An 11,017-nucleotide genomic window follows, 5' to 3' on the forward strand; every position below is an offset into this window, starting at 1 on the left:
GCTCACTGTGGCCGTCACTGAGGTAGAGCTGCATTACATCGTTGATCAATGCGTTGAGATCTACGGGCTTTAGCTCGGCTGCCGGCAGGCGGGCGTAGTCGCGGAATTCGTTCACGAGCCGTTTCATCGCATCGACCTGATCGACGATGGTCTTGACAGATTTGGTCAGCAGCAGCTGTTCGGGCTCGCCGACCTTGCCGGTCAGTTTCATTTCAAGGCGCTCCGCCGACAGCTGGATAGGCGTGAGTGGATTTTTGATCTCGTGCGCCAAACGCCGTGCCACTTCGCCCCAGGCCTGTGCGCGCTGGGCCGACACCATTTCAGAAACATCGTCAAACACCAGCAAAAATTCTTCGGTGCCCGGCATCCTGGCGCCACGGGCGATGAGCGTGATGGCGTTGTCGGGCGCCCCGGGCACAGCCGCATTGAGCTCGAAAGACTGCTGCCAATGCTCAAGGCCGTGCGGCGCACCATCGCTGAGGTAATCGGCAAACTGCGCCAGCACATCCTTGGCAAACAGGCCCAGGCCCGGCACTTCGCCGAGTGACTTCCCGTGGTACGCCGCCAGCGGCGCGCGCAGGATGCGGGTGGCCCCGGGGTTGCTGGACTGGATGCGGCCATTCACATCCAGCACCATCACGCCGGCGGTGAGATTGTCCAGAATGGTCTGCAGGTTGGCGCGCGCAGCGTCAACCTGGCTCATGCTTTGCTGCACCGCCGAGCGGGCATCGGCCAGTTGCTGCGTCATGTCGGCAAAAGAACGCGTGAGCCCGCCCAACTCGTCCTTGCCCTGCAGCGCAGCCTTGGGCGTCAAATCACCTTGGGCCACCTGGCGCACGCCTTCTGCCAGCACGAGCAGCGGCTTGGCCAGCTGGTTGCCCAGCACCACAGCCAGCAGTACCGCACCGAACACGGCCAGAAAAAGACTGAGCGTGAGTGTGCCTATGTACATCTTTCGCAGGCCGCTGCGGGCAAGCGCACGCTCCTGGTATTCGCGGTTGGCCTCCTGGACGGCGACCGCATTGGCCACCAGGCCCTCAGGCAGCAATTGGGTCACCTGCAGGAAGCGCGCGTCTCCCAGCACATTCACATTGGGGTTGTTCACCACGGCGATCGCCTTGACGCGTGCAATGGCCCCCGGCGCGATGCCTGCCGCTCCCCCGGTGGCCAGCTCGCCATTGCCGGCCGACACCACTTCATCGAGGCCTTCAATTTGCGTGACGACCCGTTGAGTGCGCGCCGTGCGCAGCTGCTGCGCAGAGGGGCGTTCGGGCTTCAGCAGGAAACGCGAGTCGCCTGCACTGGCGATAACCTGGCCGGAGGGACTCCACAGCACCACGTCGCTGGCCTGGAGTTGGTCGCGCAGGCGCTCAAGCGCGAGGCCTGCCATGGCATCAGGCGTTTCGGCGATCTGGGCGGCGGCCTGCCGTGTCTTGTTGCCCAGGTCAGCGGCGAGCGTATCCAGCGTGGCACGGCCCAGATTCAGCCCGGCCGCCAGCGCGCCCTCCACTTCCACGTCAAACCAGCTTTCAATGGACCGCGAGACAAACTGGTAGGACACCACATAAATCATCAGCCCTGGCATCAGGCCGACCAAGGCAAAAATGGCGGCCAGCTTGACCAGCAGGCGGCTGCCAAAACGGCCGCGGTACAGCCGCACTGCAAGGCGCACCACAATCCATCCAATGACCAGAAGCAGCAAGCCGGCAACGGCCACGTTGAGCACGAAGAGCAAGGCGTAATTGCGCTCGTACAGCTCCCGGTTTCCGGTGGCCTGCGTCAGCAGAAACATCAGCACCAAACCGAGCGCCGCAATGGCACCCACGCCGACACCGACGGTCCAGCGAAAAGCTTTGCTGCTCTTGAGGGAGCCGCCACTGACCTGCAGGTTCACTTGACGCCCTCGGCGCTGGAGACCACGGGCGTGGCGGGCTCCAGTTTCAGCCGCTCCTTGACCTGCGCGGAAATATTCCAGTCTTTTTGCCCGGCAACCCCGATCTGGAAGGGACGCGGCAGCTGTGTCAGGTCGAGCCTGAAACTGAAGTCGAGCTTGTGCGCAGCCTCGGGGTCGATCTCGGTGACATCGGCGATCTTCCAGCGTGCCACGCGCTGAATGGCAGAAAGCGCCTCGGGAAGGGTTTCGTAATTCTGGTTTAACGTGGCACGCAGGCCCGCCGAGCTGGTGATAAGGCCGGAGGCAATGTTGACGCGCCAGCGCCGTGTCAAAGGCTGGTAAGCCAGCCGAACGGTGCGGGCCGCACTGACCACGCGCGGGTCGGTCCAGTACCAGCGATCACGGTAAATGTCGGCTTCGACCACAAAAAACATCGGAATGCCCTTGAGGAGGGCGTCTTCCACCACGGCTGGAAGCTCAAACCGGACCAGCGCGGACAGGTGAACACCATCGTCGCCCCGCTCCACACGCAATTGGGTGATTTCAGTGGCCGACGCCAGTCCCGACGTTCCCATGGCAATGCAAAGGCACAGCCCAAGCAACAAGCGCCCCATGCCGCCCGCCACACGCCGGCCATATTCAACGGCTGTGTTTTTCAAGGAGGGCGTAATAAAAACCGTCGTGTTCACGCATCAAATTGTCCGGGAAGACCGTCGCTCCGGCGCCACTTTGGGGAAGCAAATGACCCGGGGAAGGCTTTAATAGGGCATCGGTGTGGTGCGTAAGAAACGTTTGTATCTGGTTGTCGCCTTCTGCGCGAAAAACCGAGCAGGTGCAGTAAAGCAGGCGCCCACCGGGCTTGAGCAGAAGCCAGAGCGTTTCGAGCAAATGCGCCTGGATGCCAGCCAGCTGGGCAATGTCCGTTGGCCGGCGTAGCCAGCGCACATCGGGGTGGCGCCGCACAATACCCGAGGCGGTACAGGGCGCGTCCAGCAGAATGGCATCGAATGCCTGCCCATCCCACCAGGAATCGGGCCGGCCGGCATCTCCGACGCGGATCTCGGCCTCCAGACCCAGGCGTTGCAGATTCTGCTTCACGCGCTCGCAGCGGCGGGCATCGATATCCAGCGCGGTCACATCGCAATCCGCCAACTCAAGCAGGTGGGCGGTTTTGCCGCCGGGTGCGGCACAGGCATCCAGTACCTTCAGCCGTCCGGCTTCTCTACCCTCGACCTTCAAGCCCTCCAGAAGCAGCGGCGCGGCCAGCTGCGCCGCGGCGTCCTGGACCGAAAAATGCCCTTCCGCAAAACCGGGCAGCGAGCTGACGGCCTGCGCCTGGGCAAGGATTACGCCATGCTTGCCGACAGGCGATGCTTCAATATTGATAGCTGCTAGCGCACGCTGGTATTGGCTCTGAGTCGTTTTTCGTTCATTAATACGCAAGATCAGCGGCGCTTGGGTGTTGTTGGCCTGCAATATGATCTGCCAGTCCCCGGGGTGGTCCTTGCGTACCCGGTCTATCCACCACTGGGGGTGGTTCCATACGGCCTGGGGGCTTTTTTCGGTGCGCGCCACCAGTTCATCGCGTTCGCGCAAAAAACGGCGCAGGCAGCCGTTGATGAAACTGGCCTGGTGCTGCGTGGCATCCCCACGCTTGGCGGCTTCCACCGCCTGGTCAACAAGCGTGTGCGCGGTGTATCTGGCCCCCACGCTTGTCGCTTCGCGGGCCTTCGGCGGTGCGCTGCCCCATTCAGAAGAAGAAGGGGCCAATTTTTCTGGGGGCGGCCCGTCGGAAAATTGTTCCGGCCGGCTGACATCGATTTCGTTCCAGGCCAATGCCAGCGCCACGCATAGCAGGGCATCGGCCTCGGGCGGCGGCGGGCGGCGGGCCAGCTGCTGGCGCAAGGCCTCGGCACGGCCCAGCCAGCGCAGGGTGTGGAATCCCAGTGCCTGGACGCCGGGGCGCAAGGCGGCATCCACGTCTTCGAGTGCGGCAGTCATGGACTTCCCGTCGCGTACGGCCATCAGCAGGGAGGCTGCCCCCTGAAGCTGGCGCCAAAGGGGGATTTGGGTCGGGGTTTCTTGCATTTGTCTCACGGATACCGTTCGGAATGGACGGCGCCCTATTAGACCAGCCAAGAGATCACCGCTGGTTGTGCCCTACTGAACTCTTAAGCCCAGCATGAGCCCCGGAACCGGCTTTGCCGGGCCGGAGGGCGGGCGGCCCCCTCGGGGGGCAGGGAGCTACACAAAGTGAGCGACCGTGGGGGCTCTATTCCACCGTGGGGCTAATTCAAACTATCTGCCCAGATATTGCTGGCCCAGTTCAGCGCGTAAACGCCTTCCAGTTCGGTAGGCCCGGTGCTCACGCCGCCGGAGCCGGCCACTGCCTTGAAGGTTTTCTCGGCCACCACGTATTCATGCACGCTGGCCACATGAATCACGTTTTTGTTGTCGACAAAGCTGTAGCAGGTGTTGGTCAGCATGGGCGCCGGATTGACGTCCCAGCCCGAGAGCTGCGCCACAATGGCAGCAGCAGCGACCTTGCCGTGATTGTTGGCCATATGGCCGCTCTTGGGCATGGCAGGTGCGACCTGGATGGAGTCGCCCAGCACGTGCACATCTTTCGCAGCGGTGGACTCAAACGTCAGGTAATTGACGCCGCACCAGCGGTTGTTGGCCTGGTTGTTCAGGCCCGTCTGCACGGCAATCGTGCCGGCGCGCATGGCCGGCAGGAYATTCAGCACATTGGCCTTCACGTCGTCCTGCACATCGAACTTGATGACGCCGGCTTTGGCGTCAACCGCAGTGGCCTTGTGCTGGCCGCGGTATTCGATGATGCCCTTGTACTGCTCCGCCCACACTTTTTTGAAGAGCGGCCCTTTGGAGGTGACATCGGGGTTCGCATCAAGAATAAGCACCTTGCTGCGCGGCTTGGCAGCCTTGAAATAACCGGCAATGACACTGGCGCGCTCATAAGGACCGGGTGGGCAGCGGTAAGGTGCTTCGGGAATGGTGATGGCATACACGCCGCCGTCGGGCATGGCTTCAAGCTGGCGGCGCAACGCGAGGGTTTCCGCGCCGGCCTTCCAGGCCTGCAGTACCTGTCCGGAAGCGTTGGCGTCTTTCAGACCTTCAACGCTGCCGAACATCAGTTCCACGCCAGGTGAGACCACCAGCTTGTCGTAGGCAATGGTGGCGCCGCCCGCCAAGGTGACCGTTTTCTTCACGGTGTCGATGGCGCTGGCGTAATCTTTCACCACTGTGATGCCGTGGTTGCGTGACAGGCCCGAATACGGTGTGGTGATATCCGCGATCTGTTTCCCGCCGCTGAGCACGAGATTGGAGATGGGGCAGGAGATGAAAGCGTCCTGCGGCTCGATCAGCACCACGTCGATCTTGTTGTCCGACAGCAGGCGCACATATTTGGCAGCGGTGGCGCCGCCGTAACCGCCGCCGATGACCACCACTTTGGCCCTGGAAGGAACCGATGTCGTGGCGCAGCCGGCCAGGCCCAGCAAACCCAGGGCGGCGCTTGACTGCAGGAAGGAGCGGCGCTTGAAGCCGGCCAGCGAACCAGTGTGAAGAGGCGTGTTCATGGTTTCTGCTCCTTACTTCTTCTGTGCGGCAAAGTAGCTGGCCAGCGACACGATCTGCGCATCGTTAAAACCCTTGCTGATCTGGTGCATCACGGTGGCGGGCCGCGTACCAGCCTTGAAGGCAGTCATCTGCGCAACGATATAGCCCTTGTCGAGGCCTGCCAGCGAAGTGACCGCTGAACCCTGGACCACCTTGCCGCTGGTACCGTGACAGTTGGCGCAGGTTGCGGCCAGGCTTCGGGCATACAGCGCTTCCTTGGTGCCGGTGTCCTGTGCCTGCGCCAGAGGACTGAGCGCAAGGCAGAGCAAGTGCAGCGCGAGGCGCTTGAAGCCCCTGCATATTAAGTGGCGTGAGATTTTCATGGGTTCTCCTGTCGTTTTGGGCCGCAGTCTTTCACTGACAATTTAACGTGGTGCTCCCGGCACTCTATAGGGAGTATCCAGTACTTCGGCAGCAGTTGGATCCCTGCAGTTCAAACCAATGGCGATGTACTTATTGGCAAGTTATCGCAGTCCGGATGCGTCTAGAAAATCGCGTCCGGCCGTGTCGGCATTTCGTCATCCCGCTGCGTGGGAAGCACKTCCATCGAGCGCCCATAGATGCGGCGGATGCGTTCGGCCAAAGGCGGGTGGCTGGCAAACCACCGGGTATCTGCACTGAGGCCCACCAGCAACATGTGCTGCACCGCCGGATGGGCGCTGCGCGGTAGAAGCCCGCGCGCCTGCTGGCCCGCCACTTTTCGCAGCACACCACCCAGACCATCCTTGCTGCGCGTGAACTGCACGGCGCGCGCATCGGCCAGAAACTCGCGCTGGCGAGACACCGCAGCCTTCAGCGCACGTCCGGCAAGCCAGCCGAGCGAGCCCGTAGTCATGATGGCGAATCCAGGCAAGGCAAGAAACGAACGTCCGCCGTTCTTGCCCTGTCCGCACATGCTGCGTCCGAGGTTGAAGACCATCTCAAGTCCGAACACCATGCCGGCCAAACGCATGTTCAGCCGCGTATCGCCTTCACGCAGGTGACTGAACTCATGCGCAACCAGGCCCTGCAACTCGTCGCGTGTCAGGTATTCCAGGGCGCCGCGCGTGACCGCCACCACGGCATCGTCTTCATCCCAGCCGGCAGCAAAGGCATTGATACATTCTTCTCGGTCAAGCACCATGGCCTGGGGCTGCCGCATGCTGGCTGCAATGGCCAACTCACTCACGATATTGCACAGTTTCTGTTCGGCCTCGCGGCTGGCCGGCCAGGCTTCCCGGGCGCCAGCGCGGCGCGCCAGCCTCTCGCCACCGCCTTTCAACGCAGAAGTTTCCAGCCACCAGCCGCCAAACACAAACAGCAGGGTGACACCGGTGTTCACTCCAAAGAAATAAGCCGGATAGCCGTTGAAACCGGGAGCTACGAGACGCCAGGTCAGCGCCAGCGCGGCATTGACAGCCAGCAGCAGCGCAAGCACGGTCAAGCCGAACAGCACCAGCAACCGCGTGGTCTGCCCGCGAGCCGTCTCTTGACGCTCAAAAAACCGCATTCATGCCGCCTGAAGCACGGGCCAACAATTTTCCGACGGGCCGCCCCTAGGAAAATTAGCCCCCTCGGGGGGAAGCGCATTACACGAAGTGAAAAGCGTGGGGGCCATATCTTCAGAACTGGATGCGGACAGCCTCGCGCTCCGCCGGCGTCTCCGTCGCGCGCAGCATGGCTGAAGGCGCAAAACCAAATGTGCGGGCAATCAGCAGCGCGGGAAATTGCCCTTGCGCATTGTTGTAGTCCAGCACGGCATCGTTATACGCCTGCCGGGCAAAACCGACCTTGTTCTCGGTGCTGGTGAGCTCTTCGCTGAGTTCACGAATGGTCTGATCGGCCTTGAGTTCAGGGTAAGCCTCGGCCACAGCAAAAAGMCGCCCCAGGCTKCCSTCCAGCGAYTGCTCGGCRGCRGCCAGCGCCACRACGGCGCCSGCRTTGGCRGGGCGGCTGCGCACYGCGTCRCTGGCCGTACGCGCCTGGTTACGTGCGAGCATCACCGCCTCGAGCGTGCTTTGCTCATGCTGGAGGTATTTTTTGGCGGCTTCAACCAGATTGGGAATCAGGTCATAACGGCGCTTGAGCTGCACATCGATCTGGCCAAAAGCATTGGCGATGATGTTTTTCAGCCGTACCAGCCGGTTGTAGGCGCCTACGGCCCAGAAAACCAGCAGGGCAAACACGATGATAAAAGCAAGGGTGCTAAGGGGCATGGATATTCCTTGGTACTGCGTAGGCTGACCTTCGCCGGAAAGTTCTGCGGACGGCTGCCGCGAGGTTAACTGGTTTTGGGTTCAGTCGGCAAGCTTGCAGGCCGTATGCTGAATGCCATGAATCGCTATGATTTTGATAGCTGCTAGCGCGCGTCTGGTATGCGCAAAGCCCGGATTTCGCTTCAATCTCCCGGCCTGCTTGACTGCAAGGCGACTGCCGTCTTGCCCATAAAAAAGCCCCACACCCTTGCGGAGTGTGGGGCCTGGCGCCTCTTGCGGCGCGGATCAGTCTGGCTTACTCGGAAGCCGCGCTGTCGCTGCCTGCTTCGGCTGCGGCGGGCATGGCTTCCAGCTCGGCCGCTTCGGCTTCGGCGATGGCACGGCGCTCGGCGTCGTCCATCTGGTCCTTGGCTTTGCGTGCCTCGTGGTAGGCCATGCCGGTACCGGCAGGGATCAGGCGGCCAACGATCACGTTTTCTTTCAGGCCGCGCAGCTCGTCGCGCTTGCCCATGATGGCAGCCTCGGTGAGCACGCGGGTGGTTTCCTGGAAGGAAGCCGCAGAAATGAACGAATCGGTCGACAGCGAAGCCTTGGTGATACCCAGCAGCAAGTTGCTGAACGTCGCCGGAATCTTGCCGTCGGCGCGCAGGGCGTCGTTGGCATCGAGCATGGCAGAACGCTCAACCTGTTCACCAGCGATGTAGCTGGAGTCACCGACGTTTTCAACGACCACGCGGCGCAGCATCTGGCGAACAATCACTTCGATGTGCTTGTCGTTGATCTTCACGCCCTGCAGACGGTAAACGTCCTGCACTTCGTCGACGATGTRGCGTGCCAGCTCTTCCATGCCCAGCAGGCGCAGGATGTCTTGCGGGTCGGCAGGGCCGTCCACAATCGACTCGCCCTTGTTGACCACCTGGCCTTCGTGCACCAGGATGTTCTTTTCCTTCGGAACGAGATCTTCCCAGACCTTGCCTTCGGGATCAGTGATCTGCAGGCGAACCTTGCCTTTGGTMTCTTTACCAAACGACACGGTACCGGTCATTTCGGCGAGCGTGCCTTTGTCTTTCGGCGTACGGGCTTCGAAGAGCTCGGCAACACGCGGCAGACCGCCGGTAATGTCGCGGGTCTTCTGGCCTTCGATCGGGATACGGGCCAGCACTTCGCCGGGGCCCACGTCCTGGCCGTCGCGCACCTGAACCAGTGCACCCACCTGGAAGCCAATCGTCACCGAGTGATCGGTGCCGGGAATCTTGACTTCATGGCCGGAAGCGTCGATCAGCTTGACCTGCGGACGGATCACCTTCGTGGCGCCGCGGCGTTTCGGATCGATCACCACCAGGGTGGACAGGCCGGTGACATCGTCAACCTGCTTGGCAACCGTCACGCCTTCTTCCACATTCTCGAAGGCCACCTTGCCGGCGAACTCGGTAATGATGGGGCGGGTCAGCGGATCCCAGTTGGCCAGAATGGCGCCGGCCTTGATGGTCTGGTCGGCCTTGACGGTCAACGTGGCACCATACGGAACCTTGTGGCGCTCACGCTCACGGCCATGCTCATCATGGATGATGATCTCGCCGGAACGGGCAATCACAACCAGCTCACCCTTGCTATTTGTCACGTAGCGCATCGGTGCGTTGAAACCGATCACACCGTTGGACTTGGCTTCAACGCTGGAAGCGATCGCTGCGCGCGATGCGGCGCCACCGATGTGGAAGGTACGCATCGTCAGCTGCGTGCCGGGCTCACCGATCGACTGCGCGGCGATGATACCGACCGCTTCACCGATGTTGATGAGGCCGCCGCGTCCCAAATCGCGTCCGTAGCACTTGGCGCACAAGCCGAAGCGGGTTTCGCAGGTCAGTGCCGTACGCACTTTCACTTCGTCCACGCCAGCTGCTTCGAGTTCTTCGATCAGGTCTTCGTCCAGCATGATGCCGGCCTTGGCCAGCACCGAGCGGTTTTCCGGGTGCAGGATGTCTTCGACCGCCGTGCGGCCGAGGATACGGTCACGCAACGATTCGATGACTTCACCGCCCTCGACAATAGCGCGCATGAGGGAACCCTCTTGCGTGCCGCAGTCTTCTTCGGTGACCACCAGATCCTGGACCACATCGCAAAGGCGGCGCGTCAGGTAACCGGAGTTGGCCGTTTTCAGCGCCGTGTCGGCCAGACCCTTACGGGCGCCGTGGGTGGAGATGAAGTACTCCAGCACGTTCAGGCCTTCACGGAAGTTGGCGGTAATCGGCGTTTCGATGATCGAGCCGTCAGGCTTGGCCATCAAACCGCGCATACCGGCGACCTGGCGAATTTGCGCAGCGGAACCGCGGGCGCCGGAGTCGGCCATCATGTAGATGGAATTGAAGGACTCCTGCTCGACTTCCTTGCCATTGCGGTCCAGCACTTTTTCTTTCGAAAGCTGGGCCATCATGACCTTGGACACTTCGTCGCCGGACTTGCCCCAGATGTCGACCACCTTGTTGTAGCGTTCGCCGGATGTCACCAGACCCGAGACATACTGCTGCTCGATTTCTTTGACTTCTTTTTGTGCGCGCGCAATGATGGCCGGCTTTTCCTTGGGGATCAGCATGTCGTCGATGCAGATCGAGATGCCGGCCTTGGTCGCCAGGCGGAAGCCCGACTGCAGCAGCTTGTCGGCAAACACCACGGTCTCTTTCAATCCGCACTTGCGGAAAGACACGTTAATCAGCTTGGAGATTTCCTTTTTCTTCAACGCCTTGTTGATGTTGGAGAAAGGCAAACCTTTGGGCAGGATTTCGGACAGCAGTGCGCGGCCGCCCGTGGTTTCCCACAGCTTGGTCGACGGCACGAACTCGCCCGTGGCCTTGTCTTTGGTGTACTCGGTCAGGCGCACGCTGATGCGGGCATTCAGGTCGAGCTCACCCGCGTCGAATGCGCGGCGGACTTCGCCGGTGTCGGAGAACACCAGGCCTTCGCCCTTGCCGTTGGTACGGTCGCGGGTCGTGTAGTACAGGCCCAGCACAACGTCCTGTGAAGGAACGATGGACGGCTCGCCGTTGGCAGGGAACAGGATGTTGTTCGAAGCCAGCATCAATGTGCGGGCTTCCATCTGTGCCTCGACCGACAGCGGTACGTGAACAGCCATCTGGTCACCGTCGAAGTCGGCATTGAAAGCCGAGCAGACGAGTGGGTGCAGCTGGATGGCCTTGCCTTCGATCAGGATGGGCTCAAAGGCCTGAATGCCCAAACGGTGCAGCGTAGGCGCACGGTTCAGCATCACGGGGTGCTCTTTGATGACCTCTTCCAG

At 61.6% G+C, this 11,017-nt stretch carries 8 protein-coding genes; all 8 read right to left on the reverse strand.

Features of this window, described 5'->3' with window-relative positions:
• Positions 1-1,894 (reverse strand): sensor histidine kinase (locus tag AC1D0Z_RS11535; protein WP_477658385.1); only part of this gene is annotated, 1,894 nt, incomplete at its 3' end.
• Positions 1,891-2,553, reverse strand: a complete 663-nt coding sequence (locus AC1D0Z_RS11540) for a DUF4390 domain-containing protein (protein ID WP_477658386.1) — start codon at positions 2,551-2,553, stop codon at positions 1,891-1,893. The genes AC1D0Z_RS11535 and AC1D0Z_RS11540, both read right to left, overlap by 4 nt.
• The gene (gene rsmB, locus AC1D0Z_RS11545; protein WP_477658392.1) at positions 2,534-3,982 is read right to left on the reverse strand and encodes a 16S rRNA (cytosine(967)-C(5))-methyltransferase RsmB; all 1,449 of its coding nucleotides are present in this window, start codon (positions 3,980-3,982) and stop codon (positions 2,534-2,536) included. Before rsmB ends, AC1D0Z_RS11540 begins: the two co-directional genes overlap by 20 nt.
• 200 nt (positions 3,983-4,182) lie before the next feature.
• Complete coding sequence (locus AC1D0Z_RS11550; RefSeq protein ID WP_477658387.1) at positions 4,183-5,493, reverse strand: FCSD flavin-binding domain-containing protein; 1,311 nt, start codon at positions 5,491-5,493, stop codon at positions 4,183-4,185.
• Between the two features lie 12 nt (positions 5,494-5,505).
• Positions 5,506-5,856 (reverse strand): c-type cytochrome, encoded by a 351-nt coding sequence (locus tag AC1D0Z_RS11555; RefSeq protein WP_477658388.1) that lies wholly within the window; start codon positions 5,854-5,856, stop codon positions 5,506-5,508.
• A gap of 161 nt (positions 5,857-6,017) precedes the next feature.
• Positions 6,018-7,022 (reverse strand): M48 family metalloprotease, encoded by a 1,005-nt coding sequence (locus AC1D0Z_RS11560; RefSeq protein ID WP_477658389.1) that lies wholly within the window; start codon positions 7,020-7,022, stop codon positions 6,018-6,020.
• Between the two features lie 112 nt (positions 7,023-7,134).
• The gene (locus AC1D0Z_RS11565; RefSeq protein ID WP_477658390.1) at positions 7,135-7,728 is read right to left on the reverse strand and encodes a LemA family protein; all 594 of its coding nucleotides are present in this window, start codon (positions 7,726-7,728) and stop codon (positions 7,135-7,137) included.
• 295 nt (positions 7,729-8,023) lie between these two features.
• A partial coding sequence (gene rpoC / locus AC1D0Z_RS11570) for a DNA-directed RNA polymerase subunit beta' (RefSeq protein WP_477658391.1) occupies positions 8,024-11,017 on the reverse strand: 2,994 nt, incomplete at its 5' end.

It is taken from the genome of Polaromonas sp. P1_E3, from assembly GCF_056405935.1.

Excerpts from the sequence above, each read along its gene's own strand:
- rsmB (WP_477658392.1), bottom strand. The coding sequence starts at position 3,982 with ATGCAAGAAACCCCGACCCAAATCCCCCTTTGGCGCCAGCTTCAGGGG.
- AC1D0Z_RS11555 (WP_477658388.1), bottom strand. The coding sequence starts at position 5,856 with ATGAAAATCTCACGCCACTTAATATGCAGGGGCTTCAAGCGCCTCGCG.